The 21,589-nt window shown below is 40.7% G+C and carries 17 protein-coding genes, 1 tRNA gene and 1 riboswitch; of the genes, 5 read left to right on the top strand and 13 right to left on the bottom strand.

The window, feature by feature from the left end; all coding sequences use genetic code 11:
- Positions 1-12 precede the first annotated feature (12 nt).
- The 3 genes from ahpF to QP420_RS01810 form a co-directional block, all read right to left on the bottom strand.
- Complete coding sequence (gene ahpF, locus QP420_RS01820; RefSeq protein WP_481616394.1) at positions 13-1,632, bottom strand: alkyl hydroperoxide reductase subunit F; 1,620 nt, start codon at positions 1,630-1,632, stop codon at positions 13-15.
- 92 nt (positions 1,633-1,724) lie between these two features.
- Positions 1,725-2,288 carry an alkyl hydroperoxide reductase subunit C gene (gene ahpC / locus QP420_RS01815; protein ID WP_481616393.1) on the bottom strand — a complete coding sequence of 188 codons (564 nt, stop codon included), beginning with the start codon at positions 2,286-2,288 and terminating at the stop codon, positions 1,725-1,727.
- Between the two features lie 268 nt (positions 2,289-2,556).
- A tRNA-Gly gene (locus QP420_RS01810) sits at positions 2,557-2,632 on the bottom strand.
- 160 nt (positions 2,633-2,792) lie between these two features.
- On the opposite strand from QP420_RS01810, the gene adhP reads away from it, so the two are divergent.
- A complete protein-coding gene (gene adhP / locus QP420_RS01805) occupies positions 2,793-3,803 on the top strand; it encodes an alcohol dehydrogenase AdhP (protein ID WP_481616392.1) in 1,011 nt (336 codons plus the stop codon).
- A 125-nt stretch (positions 3,804-3,928) separates the two neighbouring features.
- Here the strand turns inward: adhP and QP420_RS01800 are convergent, their stop codons facing one another.
- Positions 3,929-4,942, bottom strand: a complete 1,014-nt coding sequence (locus tag QP420_RS01800; protein WP_481616391.1) for a glycosyltransferase — start codon at positions 4,940-4,942, stop codon at positions 3,929-3,931.
- Positions 4,943-5,040: 98 nt separating this feature from the next.
- Positions 5,041-5,192: riboswitch (FMN riboswitch) on the top strand.
- A 5-nt stretch (positions 5,193-5,197) separates the two neighbouring features.
- Between QP420_RS01800 and QP420_RS01795 the strand changes: the two genes are divergently transcribed.
- The 3 genes from QP420_RS01795 to QP420_RS01785 all read left to right on the top strand — a co-directional run bounded on the left by QP420_RS01795 (position 5,198) and on the right by QP420_RS01785 (position 8,699).
- On the top strand, positions 5,198-5,806 hold the full coding sequence (locus tag QP420_RS01795; RefSeq protein WP_481616390.1) for an ECF transporter S component: 609 nt from the start codon (positions 5,198-5,200) through the stop codon (positions 5,804-5,806).
- Positions 5,807-5,841: 35 nt separating this feature from the next.
- Complete coding sequence (locus tag QP420_RS01790; protein ID WP_481616389.1) at positions 5,842-8,202, top strand: energy-coupling factor transporter ATPase; 2,361 nt, start codon at positions 5,842-5,844, stop codon at positions 8,200-8,202.
- Positions 8,203-8,393: 191 nt separating this feature from the next.
- Positions 8,394-8,699, top strand: coding sequence for a YhbY family RNA-binding protein (locus tag QP420_RS01785; RefSeq protein WP_060786713.1), 306 nt, complete (start codon positions 8,394-8,396; stop codon positions 8,697-8,699).
- A 49-nt stretch (positions 8,700-8,748) separates the two neighbouring features.
- Here the strand turns inward: QP420_RS01785 and QP420_RS01780 are convergent, their stop codons facing one another.
- From QP420_RS01780 to QP420_RS01765, 4 genes are all read right to left on the bottom strand, one after another.
- Positions 8,749-10,128, bottom strand: a complete 1,380-nt coding sequence (locus QP420_RS01780) for a replication-associated recombination protein A (RefSeq protein WP_481616388.1) — start codon at positions 10,126-10,128, stop codon at positions 8,749-8,751.
- 78 nt (positions 10,129-10,206) lie between these two features.
- Positions 10,207-12,735, bottom strand: coding sequence for a DEAD/DEAH box helicase (locus QP420_RS01775; protein ID WP_481616387.1), 2,529 nt, complete (start codon positions 12,733-12,735; stop codon positions 10,207-10,209).
- Between the two features lie 31 nt (positions 12,736-12,766).
- Positions 12,767-14,959: a bifunctional cytidylate kinase/GTPase Der gene (gene der, locus QP420_RS01770; RefSeq protein ID WP_481616386.1), complete on the bottom strand. Its 2,193-nt coding sequence runs from the start codon at positions 14,957-14,959 to the stop codon at positions 12,767-12,769.
- Entirely contained in the window at positions 14,956-15,729 is a 774-nt protein-coding gene (locus QP420_RS01765; protein ID WP_060786719.1) for a pseudouridine synthase, read from the bottom strand. The genes der and QP420_RS01765 overlap by 4 nt, the downstream gene beginning before the upstream one ends.
- A gap of 208 nt (positions 15,730-15,937) precedes the next feature.
- Between QP420_RS01765 and QP420_RS01760 the strand changes: the two genes are divergently transcribed.
- On the top strand, positions 15,938-16,897 hold the full coding sequence (locus tag QP420_RS01760; protein WP_060786720.1) for an MIP/aquaporin family protein: 960 nt from the start codon (positions 15,938-15,940) through the stop codon (positions 16,895-16,897).
- Positions 16,898-16,928: 31 nt separating this feature from the next.
- On the opposite strand, the gene QP420_RS01755 is transcribed toward QP420_RS01760, so the two are convergent.
- The 5 genes from QP420_RS01755 to yajC all read right to left on the bottom strand — a co-directional run bounded on the left by QP420_RS01755 (position 16,929) and on the right by yajC (position 21,584).
- On the bottom strand, positions 16,929-17,306 hold the full coding sequence (locus QP420_RS01755) for a DUF3017 domain-containing protein (protein WP_481616460.1): 378 nt from the start codon (positions 17,304-17,306) through the stop codon (positions 16,929-16,931).
- Positions 17,307-17,442: 136 nt separating this feature from the next.
- A complete protein-coding gene (purH, locus tag QP420_RS01750) occupies positions 17,443-19,080 on the bottom strand; it encodes a bifunctional phosphoribosylaminoimidazolecarboxamide formyltransferase/IMP cyclohydrolase (RefSeq protein WP_481616459.1) in 1,638 nt (545 codons plus the stop codon).
- Between the two features lie 71 nt (positions 19,081-19,151).
- Complete coding sequence (locus QP420_RS01745) at positions 19,152-20,471, bottom strand: cell division protein PerM (RefSeq protein WP_060786722.1); 1,320 nt, start codon at positions 20,469-20,471, stop codon at positions 19,152-19,154.
- An 87-nt stretch (positions 20,472-20,558) separates the two neighbouring features.
- Positions 20,559-21,140, bottom strand: a complete 582-nt coding sequence (locus tag QP420_RS01740; RefSeq protein WP_060786723.1) for an adenine phosphoribosyltransferase — start codon at positions 21,138-21,140, stop codon at positions 20,559-20,561.
- Positions 21,141-21,158: 18 nt separating this feature from the next.
- Positions 21,159-21,584, bottom strand: a complete 426-nt coding sequence (gene yajC, locus QP420_RS01735) for a preprotein translocase subunit YajC (protein ID WP_060786724.1) — start codon at positions 21,582-21,584, stop codon at positions 21,159-21,161.
- Positions 21,585-21,589 lie beyond the last annotated feature (5 nt).

The raw sequence follows: 21,589 nt of genomic DNA, 5'->3' as shown, positions 1-21,589 counted from the left end.
CTTAAAGTCGTTTTAATTTTGTGGACTTCTAATCAAATAGTCAAAAGCGCTAAGTGCTGCGTTTGCTCCAGATCCATATGCTGTAACAATCTGCTTATAAGGCTCATCCGAGCAATCGCCAGCAGCAAAAATGCCAGGAATATTCGTGCATCCTCTTCTATCTGTTATTATTTCCGCTCGATTGTTAAGACTTAATTTATCTGCAACCCACTTTGTGTTTGGCATTAGTCCAATCTGAACAAACACTCCGTCTGTTTGCAAAACTTTTTCGTTGTTTTTGCTATTTTCTGCTATTTCTTTATTGCGCTCCTTATATTGCACGGCTGTAACCTTTTTGCCATCTCCATCTATTCTACTCATTGCAGCGCTAGTTAATACAGTAGTGTTGGAAAGAGAATTCAAAGTGTTTAGCAATACTTGATCTGCTTTAAGAAAATCCATAAATTCAATAACGGTAACGTGATTTGCAATACCTGCTAAATCAATTGCAGCTTCGACTCCAGAGTTTCCGCCGCCAACAACTACAACGTTTTTGTTTTTAAACAAAGGACCATCGCAATGAGGGCAGAATGACACTCCCCTGTTTCGGTAATCATCTTCCCCAGGGATGCCAAGTGTTCTCCAAGTAGCGCCAGTTGCAATAATAACAGCTTTAGCTTTTAGGCTTCCACCAGATTTGGTGTGTATTGTGTGCAAACCATAAGCTTCTTTAGCAATATCTAAAGATGTAGCCCAGTCTGGTGTAAAAACATCAATATTGTACTGTGCAATATGATTTGTTAAATCATTAGCAAGTTGCGCTCCAGTTGTGTGCGCTTGAGAAATGTGGTTTTCTATGCTTTCTGTTTCAACAACTTGCCCGCCTCTATGATCCATAATCATTGCCGTTTTAAGGCCTTTTCTAGCGGTGTATATTGCAGCTGCGCTGGCAGCAGGGCCTCCACCTACAATAAGAACATCGTATGGATTTTTAGAGTTCATTTTCTGTGCCATTAAAGAATCCGCAGAATCCGCAGAATCGCCATTTTTTTCTTGACTTAAAAGAACAGAAACTAATTCGTCTATAGAAGATCTGCCAGAAGAAATCATTTTTCCATTTTCAAAAACAGCAGGAACGCTCATAACTCCAAGACTGTCTACCTCATTTTTAAAAGCACTTCCTTCTACCGAAATATGCTTTACCTTTGGATTAATAATGGAAATAGTGTTAAGAGATTGAACAACTTCTGGGCAGTTGATGCAAGTAACCGACATGTATGTAGTAACATTATGATTTCCAAGCTGCAGAATGGCTTTGCGCTGTTCGTTACTAATTTTTGGAGCATAACCACTTACTTGCAAAAGTGCAAGAACTAAAGAGCTAAATTCGTGTCCTAGAGGCAATCCTGCAAAACTTACGGAAACATTATTTTGCGGATTTAAAACTTCAAAGCTTGGTCTTCGATTTGCACTACTTTTATTACCTTCTATAACGGTGATTTTATTGCTTTGATTTGCTACTTCTTGTAAAAGCTCAATAACTTTTTTAGAATTTTCGTCATTTTCAACGTACGCAACAAGATTAATTGGATTAACCATTTTTTGCAGTAATCCAGCAAGTTGAGTAGTTAAGTTTGAATCCAATAAAGTCATTATTTTCACTTTCTATAGCAAATCAAAGCAACATTAAAATTAAATAGTGTTAGAAATTATGCGATTAAATCACACATAAATCACGCATAAAATCAGATTTTTCCAACCAAATCAATTGATGTAGCAAGTGTTTCTTCTCCCTGCTCCCATTTTGCTGGGCATACTTCGCCTGGGTGAGCTGCAATAAACTGAGCAGCCTTAACCTTGCGAAGCATCTCGTCTGCGTTTCTACCAATTCCATCTGCAGTCATCTCGTAGAACTGAATGTTTCCCTGAGGGTCTACAAGGAATGTGGCACGGTGAGCTAAGCCAGATTCTTCATTTAAAGCATTAAAGTTTTTAGAAAGTGCGCCATTTGGGTCTCCAAGCATTGTGTACTTGACTTTTGCAATGGCTTTAGAATCGTCATGCCAGGCTTTGTGAACAAAGTGAGTGTCTGTAGAAACAGAGTAAACTTCTACGCCTAGCTCTTTAAGCTCTTCGTAGTGATTTGCAAGATCTTCAAGTTCTGTAGGGCAAACAAACGAAAAATCTGCTGGGTAGAAGAAGAATATAGCCCACTTTCCAAGAACATCATTATCGCTTACTTCTACAAATTCACCATTCTTATATCCATTTACTTTAAACGGAAGAATATGTGTACCAATAAGGCTCATAATAACTCCAATCTTTAATCGCTTGTTAAAATCTTTTGATTGCGTTGTTTGCAATACTTTTAGTTAAACGTGTTAAATAGCTTGCTAAGAGTCTGGATTTAACTACATTCTTATAATAGATTATTTATATCAAAAATCATATATCTATAGACAATATCTATAGCTAAAAGGGTGTTGTATCAATATCATTTTTATATTTTATGCTCGATATTTCAACGAAAACAACGCATAAGCAACAAGTAATACAAGATTTACGATTAATGAATGATGGAGCGGACAGCGGGACTCGAACCCGCGGTCTCAACCTTGGCAAGGTTGCGCTTTACCAACTAAGCTATATCCGCAAACAATCATCCAGTATAAGTCCACTTTTTTAAATATGCAAATTGTGGAATGTCGTAAAAAAAATTACATATTTGTAACTAAAACCAAAAAAATTATGTAAAATAAGAATGGATTTATTCCAGGTTGTTGGAATAAAAGCAATAGAACAAGGAGGTATCTATGAAGGCTATTGTTGCAACAAAGGATAAGAGGGCTCAAGTCGTAGAAAAGGAACTTCGCCCATTGGAATTTGGTGAAGCCTTACTCGACATGGAATGCTGCGGCGTATGCCATACCGATCTTCACGTTAAAAACCAAGATTTTGGCGATAAAACAGGCGTTGTGCTTGGCCACGAAGGCATTGGTATTGTTAAGGAAGTTGGCCCTGGAGTAACAACGTTAAAGCCAGGCGACCGCGCATCTGTGGCATGGTTCTTTAAGGGATGCGGACACTGCGAGTATTGCACTACTGGTAGGGAAACATTGTGCCGTAGCGTTTTGAACGCAGGCTACACTGCCGATGGCGGCATGTCTCAGGAGTGCATTGTTGCAGCAGATTATGCTGTAAAGGTTCCAGAAGGCTTGGATCCAGCTCCTGCAAGCTCCATCACCTGCGCTGGCGTTACAACCTACAAGGCTATTAAGGAATCTGGTGTACACCCAGGCGAATGGCTTATTCTCTTTGGCCTTGGCGGCCTTGGAAATCTTGCGTTGCAATATGCAAAGAATGTATTTGGTGCGCACGTAATCGCAGTAGATGTTAACGACGCTCAGCTTGAATTTGCTAAGGAATATGGCGCAGATTTGTGCGTAAACCCACTTAAGGAAAATGTTCCTGAATTCGCTATGAAGAAGGTGGGCGGCGCTCATGGCGCTGTTGTAACCGCTGTAAGCAAGGCTGCTTTTAACTGCGCAGTTGACTCTGTGCGAGCAGGCGGCACTGTAGCAGCTGTTGGTCTTCCACCAGAAGACATGGAACTTAGCATTCCTCGCCTTGTTCTCGACGGAATCCGCTTGGTTGGATCTCTTGTTGGAACTCGTAAAGATTTGGAAGAAGCATTCCAGTTTGGTGCCGAAGGCAAGGTTGTTCCAAAATGCCACATGCGCAAGATGGAAGACATTAACGACATCTTCGACGAAATGCTTAGCGGTAAGATTCGTGGTCGAATGGTAATTGACCTTTCTCACTGAGTTAAACTAAAAAGAGATAAGTTATAAAATCTAAAAGCCACTTAGCAAACGCTAGGTGGCTTTTGGTTTATGTTTTAAAACGTTTTAAGATGTTTAAGATGTTTTAAGACTTAATGTTTTACACACTATTTTAACGGCGGCATAGGCTTCCAGTTAGAATCGTGCAAAATTTTTCTGCTTGCAATCCAACCTGTAAAAAGCTTTTTAATGCCAGTTAGAATATGTTCACGATCTACAGCAACAAGCCTAATAAGCTCTTTTGCAGCCGTTAACGCGGTTCCAAGAGCAAACATAAATGGCCTATAATCGCCGTTAGTCATAAAGTATCGAGCCATAAATCCGCGATTTTTCATAATATAATAGCGGTTCATGTCGGAAGTGGAATTTAGCTGACGAACACCAGCAATATCCCAATTAGGAATATTACGAGTTCTGCGAAGAATAATGTCATTTACAACAATCGGATTTGTAACTTTGCTAGCAAGATAGCCATAAGTAGTGTCATCCCAATAAATAAAGTAGCGCGAATCTGGAAGTCCGATTTTCTCTACAATATTGCGCTTGAACAATCCGCCTTCAAAGCACATTGTGTTCATAACGCGGTAGCCGGATGGGCCAAATGCGGCTGGAGCTATTGGATTAGGGATTCCAAGCGAAACAATAAAGTTATACTGCCAGTAAAAATCGCCGCCGTCGTAATCTAAACGGCTTCCTTGAATAACATCGTGGCTCTTAGTCCACTTGTAAAGACGCTCAATAGATTCTGGAACTGTTTCAACATCGTCGTCCATAACCCAGAACCATTGCGCTCCAAGCTCGTAGGCTTTTTTAACTCCTGCGCTAAAACCACCAGCTCCCCCAAGATTGCTGCTTTGAGGCGCATAAACAACGCGGTTTGAAGCGCCAGAATCGTCCATGCTAGAAGCACCCCATCTGCGGGCAAGAATATCACTTAAATCATCAACCATTTTGCGCGTTTTTTCGCTGCTTTCGTTGTCTACAATAACAATTCGCCATGGGCATTTATTTAAGCATTCAAAAGATTTAAATAGATTTGCAAGAAGCTCTTGACGCTTGTATGTAACAACAACAATCGCAAGCTTATCGATATTTTGGTTATTATTCGTAACTTCACTCATAACTTTAATTTTACACTTAGCATTGCCATCAAGCGAATTAGCAAGTTTAAATTTTACGCAATATTTCTTAAATGTTCTTAGCATAAGATAAAAATAAAGAGTAGTTTCAGGGAAGGTGAAAATCCTTACTGGCGGTAACGAGGCAATTCTTGTATTACTGAATTTTCTCGAAGCCCGCGAGCGGCATTGCGCTGCTGATTCGGTTAAAGTCCGAAGCCAACGGTTAAAGTCCGGATGAAAGAAACGGAGGCTCTAATGAGCATTTCACGTAATAGTAATAATAAAACAAGCAATCGCACGAGTAATTACGCAAACAATCACAAAACAAACTCTGGCACAAGCTATTGGTCAAGCGAAAAAATCGCTAAATACGCGCTGTTTGTTGCACTCTCAATGGCTGTAAGCTTTATAGAATTTCCACTTATTCCAGACTTAAGTTACCTTAAATACGATCCTTCGGGAATTGTGTGTTTAATTGCAGGATTTGCCTACGGGCCTTATGCTGCCGCAATCGTAAGCGTGCTAGGATTTGCTCCACACTTCTTCACTAACCCGTTTGGAGCAATAATGGCAATATTAGTTTCACTGGGCGCTTCTGTTAGCGCTGCAATCGTCTACAAAAAAATTAGAACTAAAGAAGGCGCTATTATCTCTCTTGTAGTTGGCTCTATAGTTGCGATTGCTCTTGCAATAGTTGGAAACCTTATTATTACGCCGCTTTACGCTCATATGAGTGTTGAACAAGTTGCTGCTCTTATTGTTCCAGCTCTGCTACCATTTAACTTGATTAAGCTTGCTCTACACTGTGCAGTAACAATGCTTGTTTATAAGCCTGTTTCAAACCTGCTTAATTACAGCAAATAATTATTTGCATCTTTAATTAAAGAAACAAGCGAATTATGCAAAGCAATAAAGTTATTCAAGATAAAACAATTTGCAAAGACGAAAAAAGCAATACGGATTATTGTGTTAAAAAAGATAATGCTGTTTCTTTGCAAAAAGTTCGCTTTAGCTATGATGGCGGAAAAACTTGGATTCTAGACAAAATAGATCTTGAAATTGCATATGGTCAAAGAATTGCCATTATTGGCAAAAACGGGTGCGGAAAATCAACACTAGCTAAAATAATCGCTGGCCTTTCTTCCCCAGATTCTGGAACTGTTACGCTATGCGGAATAAAAGTTTTTGAAGCAAACAATGTTGATTCAAAAGCGTACCAAAAAGCACGAGAATCTATTGGAGTATTGTTTCAAAGCCCAGAAGACCAAATTGTTGCAACAGTTGTGGAAGACGATGTTGCTTTTGGACTGGAAAACTTAGGTGTTTTGCAAAAAACGATGATTCAGCGCATAGACAAGGCTCTACTCGCTGTAGGAATGGAAAATAGGCGTTTTAGCGACCCAAGCAATATGAGCGGAGGTCAGCAGCAACGCGTAGCTATTGCATCGTCGATTGCTACAAAATCAAAGCTTCTTGTACTAGACGAACCTACTAGCATGCTAGATTCTTATGCAAAAGCAGACGTTGACAATCTTTTTGACGATTTGCAAAAACGCGGAACAACAATCGTACAAGTAACGCATAAGATTAGCGAATGCAAAAACGCGGATCGAATACTTTTACTAGAAAACGGAAAATTGCGTGATGTAAATTTATTGGAATTAGAAGAGTTTTACGCGCAAAAATCGCAAGCTGCTATTGAATTAAAAAACATAGCGAAAAATGTAGAAAATTCAAATATAGCAGTTGAGGTATCGAATTTAAGACTTAGCTATAGCAAAAATCAAACTCCTGTATTCTACGATTATTCACTAACAGTACAAACTGCAGAAACCGTTGCAATTATGGGCAAAAACGGGTGTGGAAAATCAACGCTAGCAAAAGCTATATGCGGTCTTCTTAAATACGATTCTGGATCCGTTTGCGTAAATGGCGTAAAAATTTGTAAAAATACAAGCAAAAAACAAATGCGAGAAATTCGCAAAAACATTGGTTACGTTATGCAATTGCCAGAGCAGCAACTTTTTGAGCAAACTGTGTTTGAAGACGTGGCATATGGGCCAAAAAACTTTGGGCTAGATGGGTGCGAATTGCATTCCCGAGTATTAAGCACGTTAAAATCGTTGAATATTGAACACTTAGCACAAAAATCACCGTTCGAACTTTCTGGCGGCCAGCAACGCTTAGTGGCAATTGCGGGAATTTTGGCATGCAATCCAAAAATTTTGGTTTTAGACGAGCCTACTGCAGGGTTAGATCTTGAATCCGCAAAAACCATACGAAAAATTTTAGGTGATTTACACAATAATGGCGTAACTATTATTGTTATTACGCATGATTTAAACGAAGCAAAAACACTTGGAGCGCGCATAGTTACACTAAAGTCGAACGAAAATAAAGAACAAGCACAAAATAAAACGTGTAAAAAGATTAATCAAAATAATCAAAGCTCAAAAAATAATCACAATATACAAAGCAATCACAATAAACAAAGCCAATCTTTACTTTCTAACTTAGACCCAAGGATCACACTGTTTTCTTGCTTAATACTTATGTTTAGTGCATTTAGTATTACAAACTTTATTCAGCTGGCAATGCTTGCGCTATCAACTCTTGCATTAGCGATTTGTTCAAAAATGAACATTATAAAACTCTTACAATCAATCCACATGTTTATTGCAATATTTGTATTTTCTGGATTGCTTAATATGATGGTAGTTCGCTCTGGGACTGAAATTTTTAAAATTTTTACAATACCAATTACAAGCGATGGAATAAAGTTTGCAATATTATTCTCCGCAAGATTCTCACTAGTTATAATAATCGGATTAATAATCGTATTAGCAATAAGTCAAACGCGACTAACTGAAGCATGCGCATCTATTATTTCACCGCTTAAAATCGTAGGATTGCCAATCCAAGAAATTGCTCTTATTATGAGCCTTGCTCTGCGATTTTTGCCAACTCTTACAAAAGAGGCAAAGTCAATTGCGCTAGCACAAACTGCACGAGGCGGAAGCATAAAAGAAGGATCAATAAACAAACGACTACACGCAATTACGTCTCTTATAGTTCCAGGATTTGCAAGCGTTATTCGCCACGCAGACATTCTTGGACTTGCGTTAGATTCCAGATGCTACGTACCTGGCGCAAAGCGAACGCACTTGCATGCGCAAAAAATACAGCTAAAAGACATTGTTTTTGTAATAATTACTCTGGCCATTGTGTGCGGAATAATTTTTGCTGGAATATTTATATAGACGGAATATTTATATTAAACGCGCCATATTAATCGCGATTCTTACGGTTACTGTATAATCCGATAAGCATTAAAATTTAAGCGTTACAAATAGATAGTCGCATTTGTGTAAGTGTTTTGTTTAGTATTTACTGTTTAAGTTTTAATACTTTGCACTCGGCAAATTTAAACTGCGATTTGGAAGGAATAATAATGGCATTAACTAAAAAGCAGATTAAGCAATTGCGTGCGCTCGCTAACACTTTAAGCCCATTGCTTTACGTTGGAAAGAACGACATTAGCGACGCTGCTGTTAAGCAGGCGGATGAAACAATGCAATCTCACGAGCTTATGAAGTGTGCTGTGCAAGACGGCTCTGGCTTAAGCGCAAAAGAAGCTGCGACTGAGCTTGCGGAGCATCTTGGTGCAGAAGTTGTGCAAGTAATTGGAAACCGCTTTGTGTTGTTCCGTGTTTCCAATCGCGAAGATATTGACCACATTATGCTTGTTCGTGAGTAGAACTCTAGCAATTAAAACCCTAGTGAGTAAAACTCCTTATAAGCATAAGCTATTTAATTGTTTTATCTTGAGACTCGTTAAGAATATTGCGAATTTGAGATAAACGTTGCGAAATCTCGTGCTCGTAGCCGCGATTATTTGGGTGGTAATATTCTCTGCCAACTAACTCGTCTGGCATATATTGTTGAGGAGCAACCGCACCTGGATAATCGTGAGCATACTTATAGCCATCATGATTTCCCCAGCTTTTCATCAAAGCAGTTGGAGCATTGCGCAAATAAAGCGGCACTTGACCAATATTGCCAGAATCAACATCTTTAAGAGCCTGATTAATAGCATTGTAACTTGCGTTTGATTTAGGAGCAGTTGCTACAGCAATAACAGCTTCCGAAAGAATAATGCGTGCTTCTGGCATGCCAATTAGAGCAACTGCTTGAGCTGCAGCAACAGTTACTTGCAAAATTTGAGGAGCAGCCATTCCAACTTCTTCGGCAGCAGCAATCATAATGCGTCTTGCAATAAAACGCGGGTCTTCCCCAGCTCGAAGCATACGTGCTAAATAATGCAAAGAAGCATCAACATCACTTCCACGCATTGACTTAATAAAAGCAGAAATCACATCGTAATGATCGTCGCCATCTTTGTCGTAGCGAACTGTATTAGTATCCATTACGTTAGAAACAATATCGGCAGTAATTACAGGCTTTTTCTTGCCGTGCTGCAGCGCAATATCTCCAGTTACCGCTCCTGCTGCCGCTTCTAGAATCGTAAGAGTTTTGCGCGCGTCTCCCCCGCTTAAGCGAATAATAGAATCAATAGCTTCATCATCAATTTTAAGCTGATTATTAAGTCCATTTTTGCTTGCAACAGCTCGTTCTACAAGCGTGTGCAAGTCTTCTACACTAAGCGACTCAAGTTTAACAACTACTGATCTGCTAAGCAGCGGTTTGATAATTGAAAAACTTGGATTTTCGGTTGTAGCACCAATAAAAGTTATATCGCGATTTTCTACGCTTGGAAGCAAAGCATCTTGCTGCGATTTAGAAAAACGATGAACTTCATCAATAAACAATACTGTTTCTTGGCCTTTACTAACTAAACGCTCATGCGCGCGATCTAGAACTGCGCGAATGTCTTTAACACCAGAGGTTACAGCAGAAAGCTCTTCAAATACACGACCAGACTGATGAGCCACAATATACGCAAGAGTGGTTTTGCCAACACCTGGAGGGCCAAATAACACAACAGAGCTTGGAGATGTAAGAGAACCTTTAGATTGCGGATTTGCAAGCCTTCGCAAAGGCGAACCATCTTTTAGCGCATGAGTTTGACCCAGTACATCTTCAATTGCACTTGGACGCATGCGAACAGCCAGAGGACGAATTAAATCCCCTGGATTGCTACTTGCTGTAAATAAATCCTGAACCATAATCTAATTATACGCAATCTATAGAACAAACGTTCGACTATATTTTGTATCTTGCTCTAAATCTTAAGTAAAACAAGACTAAACGTGCGACACGCTGTAGTCAAAGAAAACAACTTCGCCCGTATCTTGTGTGGAGTCCAAATCAACAATTCCAGTAATAGCCCAATTACGGTCTCCGTCCGAATCGTCAATAATTTGCCGAACCTTCCACGAATGCTCACTCTTCTCTAGCGAATCGTCCAAAATAAACAAGTCGCCACCACGAGCTTTAGCATCAATACCAACATATTCATGCTCATCGTAATAGTCGTCGAGCACATCATTCCACTCGTGAACGCCGTAACCCCAAGCTTTATCAAGCTCTCCTAAAGTATCTGCATCTTCCAAATCCATAAGTTGCACGCGTCTAAACATTGCGTTTCGAATCAACACAATAAGTCCACGACGATCCTCAACTACAGACTCAGAAGTTCCAGGCGCAGCCATAGTTACAGCGCTAGCTTCAGCGTCCGACCCTCCAGCACTCTCCCACTCGTCAACAAGACTAGAATCAATAGAGCGCACAACAAGGCGAAGCCAAGAAATAATATCACGCAATTCTTCGTTAAGCATATCTTCTGGCACAGTGCGAGCAAGCGAACGGTAGGCATCCGAAAGGTAACGAAGAAGCGTTCCCTCACTTCTAGCAATGCCATAGCGCGAAATGTAGCCAGTAAAATCGGAAGCAGTTTCAACCATGTCTCGAAGCACAGATTTAGGCTTTAGCCAGTAGTCGTTTGCCCACGGAACATCTTTGCGATATTGCGCAAAAGCAGGAGTTAGCAAATCTTCCAAAGGCTTAGGATAGCTAACTTCAGCTAAGCGTTCCATGCGCTCTTCGTAATCAATACCATCATCCTTCATGCCAGCCATTGCAGCATCGCGAGCCTTGCGTTCTTGAGCGCGCAGAACAGGCTTAGGGTCATCCAAAGTTGCTTCAACCATAGAAATTACGTCAAGAGCGTAGCTTTCAGATTCTGGGTCTAGAAGTTCCAAAGCTGCGAGCAAGAATGGAGAAAGCGGCTGATCTAGCGCAAAACCTTCAGGCATAGCAACATCAAGATCATAATCACAAGAACCGTCTGAAAGCTCTCTGCATTCAATGACTTGAGTATCAAGCAAAGTTTGGAAAATATCGTCGCAACGCTCAAGCAATTTTTCTTTATCTTGCGGCTTTTGTGCGCTATCTTCAATAAGTTTTTCAACGCGTGCTCTAGCATCCCCGCCTTGCGTAACTTCGTTCAAAATCATTGAGTGTGTTACAACCATGTGAGGATTCAAAGTTTCTGGAGCGCTTTCAATAAGCTTAGTAAACGTTGGCTCGCCCCAGACAACAAATCCTTCTGGAGCTTTCTTACGCTTAACTTTTTTAAGCTTTTTAGGGTCATTTCCAGCTTTTGCAACAGCGCGAGCATTCTCAATCTCGAACTCTGGAGCCTCACTAACCACTAAGCCTTCGGTATCAAACCCCATTCTGCCTGCGCGACCTGCAATCTGATGAAACTCGCGAGCGCGAAGCTTTCTACTACGATTTCCGTCAAATTTTGTAAGAGCTGTAAGCACAACCGAGTGAATTGGCACGTTAATACCAACGCCGAGAGTGTCTGTTCCGCAAATAACTGGCAGCAATCCCTGCTGTGCGAGCTGTTCGACAAGCCTACGGTAGCGCGGAAGCATGCCAGCATGATGCACGCCAACTCCTGTGCGCAGTAGTCTTTGCAAAATTTTGCCGAAGCCTGTAGTAAATTTAGTACCTTTAATTGCTTGAGCAATTTTGTCTCGCTGCTCTTTGCTAGAAACTCCAGTACTTGCGAGCGCTTGAGCTGTTTCTAGAGCTGCATCTTGCGAAAAATGAACTACGTAAATCGGCGTTAAACCCTTGTTAAATAAGAGTTCTACGGTTGTAGCAAGTGGCTTATCTGTGTACTCGTATTCGAGTGGGATTGGCCTTGGCGCGTCTGCAATAATATCAACACTTCTTTTTGTTGATTTTTCTAAGCGTTCCGCAATATCCGTTACGTCTCCAAGAGTTGCGCTCATAAGCAAAAATTGCGTGTTTGCAAGAGTAAGTAGCGGAACTTGCCAAGCCCATCCTCGCTCTGGGTCTCCATAGTAGTGGAATTCGTCCATTGCAACGCAATCAACTTTTGCGTTTGCACCTTCGCGCAGAGCTTGATTTGCTAAGATTTCCGCCGTGCAGCAGATTATTGGAGCATCCGCGTTAATATGCGAGTCGCCAGTAATCATGCCTACGTTGTCTCGCCCAAAAATCGCAACTAAATCGAAGAATTTTTCGGATACAAGTGCTTTGATTGGCGCAGTGTAGTAGGAGCGTCTGCCTGTGGCGAGTGCCGCAAAATGCATGCCGAGGGCGACTAGTGATTTTCCAGAACCTGTTGGAGTGTTTAAGACTACGTGGTCTCCTGCAAGCAAATCCATAACGGACTCTTCTTGATGCGGCCACAAATCTACATGCTTATTAGTCTTAACCCAATCAACAAATGCTTGAAAAATCTCGTCTTCGCTAGCATGATGCAAATCAAGAGCTAACTCGCCTAATCCAGCCATACTACGCTCCTACTCAACTTTACTTGCGATTTTACTTGCGCTTCTTTTTATCTCGTACTTTTACGGAGATTTGAATAGGAGTTCCCTCAAATCCAAACTCTTCTCGAAGAGAACGCTCAATAAAGCGACGGTAACCGTGCTCTAAGAAGCCTGTTGTAAAGATTACAAAACGCGGAGGGCGAGTAGAAGCTTGCGTTGCAAACAAGATTCGCGCTTGCTTTCCACCTCGCAAAGGATGTGGATGAGCAGACTGAATACGGCCTAAGAAGGCGTTAAGCTTGCCTGTAGGAATGCGCTTATCCCAGTTTTCTAAGGCTGTTCGCATAGCGCGCGCAAGACGGTTAGTATGCCATCCCGTTTTTGCAGAAAGGTTCACACGCTCAGCCCAAGTGACGCGTTCAAACTCCGTTTTCCACAAGCGTTCCATACGCTGCCTGGAGAATTCGTCCATCAAATCCCACTTGTTAAACACAAGTACGATTGCGCGACCTGCATCCACAGCCTGGCTCATAACTTTTAGATCCTGCTCTGCAATCGGCTGAGAAGAATCAAAAAGAATCAAAGCAAGTTCCGAGCGTTCAATCGCAGCCTGCGTGCGTAGCGAAGAATAGTATTCAGCACCCGTAAGCTTATGAGGCCTGCGCTTAATACCAGCTGTGTCAATAAACAGCCAGTCTTCTCCGTCAACTCGCACAACTTCGTCAACAGGGTCACGAGTTGTTCCAGCTAAGTCGTTTACAACAGAACGCTCCTCGTGAGCCAAATGGTTTAGGAGCGAAGACTTTCCAACATTTGGTCTGCCAACTAAAGCAACCCTACGAAGACCTTGCGGAGTTAAGAATCCAGAAGTCTTATTCGCTTTCTTTAAAGATGCAAGAGCCGCGTCAAGCAAATCTCCAACGCCTCTTCCGTGCATTGCAGAAATTCCGTAAGGCTCGCCCATTCCAAGCTTCCAAAACTCTGCCGTTAAATACTCGCTTCTAGCGTCATCAACCTTGTTAACAGCCAAAGTAATAGGCTTACCAGCAGCACGAAGCATGGAAACAATGCGCTCGTCGGTAGCTGTTAAGCCAACTTGACCGTCTACTAGGAAGATTACAGCGTCACTTAAACGCACTGCTACTTGCGCTTGCTGAGCAATCGAAGAATCAATGCCTTCAACATCTGCTTCCCAGCCGCCCGTATCTACCAGCTTGAAGTTGGTTCCGGCCCACTCAGCATCGTAGCTTACGCGATCCCTTGTAACACCTGGAGTATCTTCAACAACTGCAACTCTGTGCCCTAAAATACGGTTTACAAGCGTTGATTTTCCAACGTTTGGTCGGCCTATAACGGCAATTACTCCAACCGCTTTAGTATCTTTCGATTCATCTTCGCCTGCTAGATCTCCGCTAAGAAGCGCACGGTCTTCATCATCAAGATCGTAGCCTTCAAGATTCGCTGCGTAACGGTCGTATTCGTCTTGCTCAATAGCAGCGTCAACCATCTCCACAAGCGCGTCGAGAGTCTGCTCAAAAGTCAAATCAGAATTATCGAGCGTCGTAACACCGTCTGCTGCTTGAAGAAAATGCGTTACTTTAGCATCTTTAGCATCGCGAGCGCGAATATTGTCTTCTTCAGACGATTGATTATTTTGCAAATTTTCTTGATTACTATCTTGCTTATTTCTACGCGCCTGACGCACATCTTCTCTTGCAGTAAGAAGCACGCGAACTTGCGCATTAGGAGCCACAACAGTAGTAATATCGCGGCCTTCTGCCACTATTCCTAAGCCAGCCGAGAATGATTCTTCACTAGATTCTGCCGATATATACGCGCGCTGAGCAGCAATCAGCATGCGGCGCACTGCAGGAATAGAAGATACGGTAGAAACGCACGAAGAAACATCGCTAGAACGTAATTCTTCGCTAACATCTTTTCCGTCGAATTTAACTACAGGATTTTTTGGATCCACACTAAATTCAGCATGATCTTCGGTAAATAATGCTCCAACGGCTTCAATAATTTGATCAAAACGCTTAGAATCCGCACTATTTGCAGGCTGGCCATCTTCATTCAATTCAAGCTGTGTGCTTAAATCAATACCTTGCTTTAAGCAAAATAACGCAGCAGCTCTATACATTGCACCCGTATCTAAATACGCAAAGCCGTAGTATTGTGCTAACGCGCGAGAAGTAGAGGATTTTCCAACTCCTGCAGGACCATCAATTGCTACGCAAATCACAGACCAACCTCCTTAGAAAGCGAGCGCACTTCTACTTGCGAAAGAACGCGATATGACCCAGCTTTTAAGTCTCCTAATTTAATCGGGCCAATTTGCGTTCTAACAAGACGTTTTACTGGGAATCCAACGGCTCCAAAAATCCTACGCACAATGCGATTTTTGCCAGAGTGTAGAACAACTTTTACCATTGTTGTATCGTGATTTTGGTCGATTATTGCGCAGCGATCTAGCTTAATCCACCCGTCGTCTAAATTTACGCCTTGGGAAACTAGTCTGCGGCAAATCATGCCGTTAATCTTGCCTTCAACGGTTGCAATATATGTTTTTTCAACTTCATACTTTGGGTGCATTACGTGCTGGCTTAACTCACCATCGTTGGTCATTAAAATAAGACCTTCCGAATCGTAGTCTAAACGACCCATGTGGAAGATTCGCTCGTACTTATCTCCAACAATATCTCTTAAAGTAAAGCGACCTTTAGGATCATCCATTGCACTCAAAACTCGTTTTGGCTTGTTAAGAGCCAGCGTTACAAGCTTGTGATTGAACTTTACTCTAGAGCCGTCTACACGAATCTTTTGCTTGCTTGGATCTACTCGAGTTCCGAGTGTTGTTACAAGCTCATCATCTACTTCAACACGCCCATCAAGGATTATTTCTTCGCATTTGCGTCTCGAACCAAATCCAGCTTCTGCTAGTAACTTTTGCAGTCGAACGGCGTTTTTGTCATCTGAATGCGCCTGATTGGCGCGGGAATATGCGTTTGGCATCGTTCTCCCAACGTGACCTAATTAATGTTATTTACTAATTTTGTGGCTATTTTTGCATATTTTTTAATATTTTTTAATAATCACAGCAAATTACCACGTTTTTCTATGTTAGCGTATGGCATAGCCGTGATACTATAGCAAACGTTTGGTTGTGTTGTAAATAACAAAAACAATACAACAATATACAAAATTAACGTAAGGAATTGTTATGACTAACACTTTGCAAGCGGAGTGCTCAGCTTCTAAACAAAAATCAGCTGCTAGTGCACCTCTTATTTTTAGAATTTTTGCAGAATTTGTTTCAAGCGTTTTTGCTTTGTTTACTGTTTACATGTTTTCGTCTGTTGTAACAGCAATGTATGGCGTAAACGTTCTTTTGATTGCTGCAGGAACTGGCTTAGCTTATGCTGCAGCAATTAGCATATCTGCTAAAGTTTCGGGCGGACACGTTAATCCTGCGGTAACTATTGCATCTATGCTCACTGGAAGAACGTCTTATATTTCGGGAATTTTGTACATTGTGGCTCAGGTTATAGGCGCTATTGTTGCTGCAGCTTTAACCGTTTTTATTCTTCCACAAACTAAGATGGTTCCAGCAAAAACATGGTTTGCTCCAGTTGTAAACGGTTTTGAAAGCGCTTCTATCTCCGCAAACCAGCTAAAGAGTGTTAATGCTTCTTTTGGCGTTATTGCAGCCCTGATTGTTGAAGTCATTGCCGTTCTTATTATTGTTGCAACCGCAATGACTTACACTCGCGAAGATGGTAGTGCAAAATGCACGTACGCAGCACACATGGGCATTGCCTATTCCGTTGGCACTTTTATTACCTACCAAATCACTGGAACAGGTCTTAATCCAGCCCGCTCCACTGGAATTGCTATTTTTGCTCAGTCAAAGAAGTTGGCTGTTGCTCCGTTAAGCCAGCTTTGGGTATTTTGGATTGCTCCTATTTTTGCAGCAGCTCTAGTTGGATTTGTAATGCTTATTTCTAAGCTTGTAAGCACTCCTTCTATACACGAAGCTAGCAGCATTAACAACTCCAACAATGCTGGCGATTCTTCCTTAAACGATTCTTTGCAAAACAATTCAGCACTTAACGCAGAATCGGAAAATAGCGAGAGCAAGGAAGACAAGGAAATTAACCCGTTCTATAACGAAGATAAATAGTTATAGATAAATAGTTATATAAACAAAAAGATTACATAAAAACAAAAATGGAAAAATACGTTACTAAGAGTCCAACTCCTAGTGCGATGCTTATAAAAGAGTCAAAACCAACTGATCTGACTTTCCAAGGGCTTCGTTGAGTAAAAATTAAACGTATTGCTCCAAGAATAATGGCTGTTGCAGAAATAATAACTGTTGCAGCCATTATTTTTCCAATAAAAGCTAATATTGCGCACACGCATACAATTGCTGCCACAAACCATTGAACATACGGCTTTCCCTCTTTTGCTTCCGAAACATAAATATGATTATTTGCCGGATTATTTTCCAGATTGTTGGCGCTATTGTTTGTGCTTTCTTTAAACGCGATTTTTGATTCTTGTTCGTTGCTCTGCTGGTTAATTGTCATACTTGTATAATACATAAAAAGCCTTGGAAAGTATATTAAACACAATCCAAGGCTTTACGTTAATCAATTAATCGAGTTAATCTAACTGACTAATCATCTATTTGCAAAAACACAATCTGCAAATAGCGATTGATTTTTAGTGGAAGAAGTGCCTCGTTCCAGTAGTGTACATTGTAACGCCAGCTTTACGCGCTGCTTCAAACACTTCCTCGTCTCTAATTGAACCTCCAGGCTGAACGATTGCGCGAACGCCTGCATTAATCAGAATTTGAGGACCATCTGCAAATGGGAAGAATGCGTCGGATGCTGCAACAGATCCTTTAGCACGTTCTAATCCATCTGCCAAAGTATTGGCTCTTTCAACTGCAAGATTACATGAATCAACTCTATTAACTTGACCCATTCCAATTCCAACAGTTGCTAAATCATGCGCAAGCAAAATGGCATTTGACTTTACGCATCTAAGCGAAAGCCACGCAAACTCTAAGTCTTTTAAGGTGGTTTCGTCTACTGGATCTCCAGAAACAAGAGTCCAATTTTTAGGATTATCCCCTAAATCATCAATCTTGTCTGCGCTCTGAACCAAAGCTCCGCCGTCAATAGGATGCACTTGCAAACCTAGAAGAGGAGGATTTGCAACCTTTAGGATTCGCAAATTCTTCTTTTTTGTGCGCAATAATTCTAATGCTTCTGGATCATAATCTGGAGCCACAATTACTTCTGTAAAGATTGGACGCACACTTTGCGCCATTTCTAGCGTAACTGTTGAATTACAGGCAATCACTCCGCCATATGCGCTTACAGGATCGCATGCATGAGCCTTTCTATGAGCCTCTGCAGCCGTTTTTCCAATCGCTAAGCCGCAAGGATTGTTATGCTTGCAAACTGCAACTGCAATTTGCGGAGCAAAATCCCAAACAGCACGCCATGCCGCATCCGCATCAACATAATTGTTATAGCTCATTGGTTTTCCGCCAAGAAGTTCAGCTTGCGCTAAACCACCTTTATGCAACGGGTCAAGGTAAAGCCCCGCCTGCTGGTGCGGATTTTCGCCATAGCGAAGATTATGCTCTAAATGCCAAGTGCGCGTGTAATCTGCAGGAAGCAACTCTTCGCTTGATTTATCAAGAGAATCCTCGCTGTTTTCTGTATTCTCTAGCATGCTTTGCGGCATTGGCCAAGCGTTATTTGTCCATTGGCATATTGCAGCATCGTAAGCTGCTGTATGAGCAAATGCTTTACCAGCCAAATATTCACGCTCTTGCAAGCTAAAGCCTTCTCCAGAAGCAATTCGATTAGCTAAAAGTTTATAATCTGCAGGATCTGTAATAACTGCCACAGATTTATGATTTTTAGCAGCTGCTCGAATCATTGATGGACCACCAATATCAATTTTTTCAATAATGGCGTCATTTTCCGCACCACTCATAACCGTGTTTACAAATGGATACAGATTCACAACAACAGCGTCAAATGGCTGGATTTCTAAGTCTTTAAGCTGCTTTACATGGTCTGGATTGCTCATATCTGCTAAAATGCCAGCGTGAATATGAGGGTCTAGAGTCTTAACTCTACCATCTAAGCTTTCTGGGAATCCTGTTACATCCGCAACCTGAGTAACGCTAACACCCAATTCTTGAAGCTTTAAAGCAGTTGAACCTGTTGAAACAACCTGAGTTCCACACTTTTTAAAAGCTTCTGCAAGCGTTTCTAACCCTTCTTTGCAAAATACCGAAACCAGTACTCGCTTTATAGACCTTTTACCTGTGGTTATCAGCACATCTGCACTTGATTCTTGCGCATGTATCTGTTGCACGGGGTTCCCTCCTTGTGTTGGATGAGGATTTATTTTTTATTAGCTTTTGAACTAACTATTCTAGAATTTCTAGTTTCAGTTTTGTTCTCAAGCAAAGGTTGATTTTTGGATAAAATTTTGCTTCTTAAAACTTGAATTCCAACTATTATTGCGCAAACTAAAAGAACAATAAGCCAAGCGCAGCCAAAACCGTATATTGTTAAATGACCCAAGGAACGAACACTTCTGCTTACATTAACTCCAACATTCGCTAATCTAAATCTACCTAAGCTTCCGTTTGCAAATATAAGCAATATGCTCATGGAAAGTATTACAACCATACAAGACGCAACCAATACTATTGCAGACTGCGCAAATGCGAAAGCCGTTTTTTTCCAATCAACTTTATTTTCATCAAAGCAAATTCTAAGATTGCACAACTTTGAATACAAGATTACAAACAAAGCCAAAATAGTGCATAGAACAAACAATATGCTAACTGTGGCTGTTCTATACAGTGAATCTTTTATAGCATCTGGAAATATTGAAAATAGTGGAACAGGAGGCAATGATTTTTTGTTAGTAGAAAAAACACTAAAGCTTGCAACACTTCCAATGTTAAATCCTGATCCAGCAATCCAAGATAACGCCCATAATGCAATATTTGGAAGCCAAACTAAACAAGCAATAGAGGTTAAAATCCTAGATCCGATTTGCATTCCAAGTTTAGAAAAAGCAATCTCAACGTTGCTTGAACCAATTACACACCAAAAGATAATTGTTAAAACCGCAACAATCGCATAAATAGCCAAAACACTTATAGAACAATAAGCACAAGTTTTTACAGATTTAATTGTTCGTTCGGAAAAATGTTTTGCTAATTCTTGTTTTATTTGAGCAAACGCGGAAGAGTGTGGTGCAACTACAATAATCATTGCCAAAACATACACACAAATGCTTTTTAGCAATATTATTGGCAAAGAATCCAATAGCTCAATATTTGTATTTTGAGATATTACAGCGTTTATAAACACCCAAACAAATAGGCCAATTAAATTTTCAACCTGCCCGCTTTTTAGTTTTTTCATTGCAATTGCAAGAGTAGAAACTAAAAGAATCGTTAGTCCAAGAGGAATAATCGTAAGAATAAAATCATTAAATCCAAGCCCTACTCCTTGAGAAAAAAGAAGCAAAGCCCAAGTTAAAGACATTGAAGAATCCGAAAGATTGCCAGTTCCTTCTTCAATAGATATAACCAAAAGCGTTAAAGACATAAACAATCCAACAACAAGAGCAAAAACAAAAATTGTTATTGCTGGAATAGCTAAACCCTTTAAAACACTAATAAGAGAAGACTTTAGCTTTTTCACAATTACTTCCCCTCCTACTGTTTAAGGTTTATTTTGGATTATTTATATATTTAACGCTTTAGGCTTAAACAACAATCTGTATTATTTTTAGGCTGGCATTCTCATTAGACTAGAGCATTTATAGGATTGCAAATCGCTCATTCCATTAATGCCAGTTAACTCCATTACAAAGCAGAATCCAGCAACAACACCTTCAGCTCTTTCAACAAGCTTTGCGGCTGCTTTTGCTGTTCCTCCTGTTGCAATTAAATCATCCACAATAAGAACACGCTGACCAGGCTTAATCAAACCTTTTTCTATCTCGATTTTAGCTTCGCCATATTCAAGAGAATATGATTCACTAATAACCTCTGGAGGTAATTTTCCAGCTTTTCTTACTGCAATAAAACCTTTATTTAAGCGCGCAGCTAATGCTGGGCCAAATAAGAATCCACGAGCTTCAAGACCTGCAACCAAATCAAATGAGTCTTTAGAAACAGGTAAAGAATCAACAAGTGATTCAATAAGAATTTGCATTGCACGAGCATCTGCAAATACAGGTAGAAAATCGCGAAAAACAATCTTTGGATTTGGGAATCCTGGTATTGTGCGAACAAGAGACGCTAAATAATCAGCATCCTGATTGCTAACATTCTTTAAAGGCTTTACAGTAATATCAGTTGTTGTCATAATCCAAATGTTCTTATTTTAGTTTTCTTTATTTTCACCAGATTCATTAGATTCTGGAACCTGATTAGAATCGTTGGATTCTTGCGATTCATCAACATTTTCAGAGTTTGAATCTTCAGCGCTGTTAGCATCTTGAGAATTATCTTCTTTATCGTAGCTATTAAAATCTACGCGAACATAAACTCTATTAACAGCACGGAAAGATACGCGCAACAAACTGTTTTCAGAATCTATAACAATCTCTTCGTGATCGGCATCAACGCTAACAACCTTACCAATAATTCCACCAATGGTTATAACCTCAACACCAGGCTTTAGTGAATCATGGAAAGAGCGCAATTCGGTTTGACGCTTCTTCATGCTACGAGATTGGAACCACATGATACCAACCATGGCTACTACAAGAACAATAAGCATGCCATACTGGCTAAAGAATTGGGGCACAATAA

Source organism: Bifidobacterium sp. UMB1197, assembly GCF_030217745.1.
Classification (GTDB): Bacteria; Actinomycetota; Actinomycetes; order Actinomycetales; family Bifidobacteriaceae; genus Bifidobacterium; species Bifidobacterium vaginale_B.
This window is presented reverse-complemented; position numbering and strand designations above follow the sequence as displayed.